We start from the raw sequence: 562 nt of genomic DNA, 5'->3' as shown, positions 1-562 counted from the left end.
TTTTTTTCAGTTGATACTTTCATAAATGGCACGGGTGGGGAAGTTGAAAGAGATATTTACCGATTCTTCAAACGTGAATCCTGTTTGATGGCAATGAGCTACAGTTACGAGTTACAGGCTCAAGTATTCGATCACATGACTGAACTTGAGGTTAAATCTGGATTTGGGTTTACCATCCAGCAACTGCAACACATGCTTGTTCTGGCAAAAAGGGCGTCTGATGAAGATTCATCCGATGCAGGTCGCAGACTAAGAAAGCGACAAGATGATTTAGTTACCCTCAATAAAGCTGAAAAGCTGATCGGTGATATCAGTCAGATGGCTCTCGGTTTGGTTGGGGGAGGTAAAAAGGAGGTTGCATATGAACCCCCAAGAATTCATAGCTAAGAACATCCAGGCCGACTTATTGAAACTGGGCTATTCCGATTCAATCTCAGGCATGGCAAGTGACAAAGCGGTCGATCACTATCGAAGAGCTTCATCAGCGAGCAGAAAGGGCAAGATGTACGATGACTGTCTGCATATTGCTAAAGCGTGGGCGAGTAAATACAGCTCGGTCAAG

The 562-nt window shown here is 44.3% G+C and carries 2 protein-coding genes; both read left to right on the top strand.

From position 1 onward, the window contains the following. A partial coding sequence (locus ACGF5R_RS24390) for a hypothetical protein (RefSeq protein ID WP_387693217.1) occupies positions 1-387 on the top strand: 387 nt, incomplete at its 5' end. Continuing rightward, positions 362-562: hypothetical protein (locus ACGF5R_RS24385; protein ID WP_387693215.1), on the top strand; the 201-nt coding region annotated here is incomplete at its 3' end. The genes ACGF5R_RS24390 and ACGF5R_RS24385, both read left to right, overlap by 26 nt.

It is taken from the genome of Photorhabdus sp. RM71S (assembly GCF_042879355.1).
Taxonomy (GTDB): Bacteria; Pseudomonadota; Gammaproteobacteria; order Enterobacterales; family Enterobacteriaceae; genus Photorhabdus; species Photorhabdus kayaii.
The sequence above is the reverse complement of the archived record's forward strand: the minus strand, read 5'-3'. Positions and strand labels throughout refer to the sequence as shown.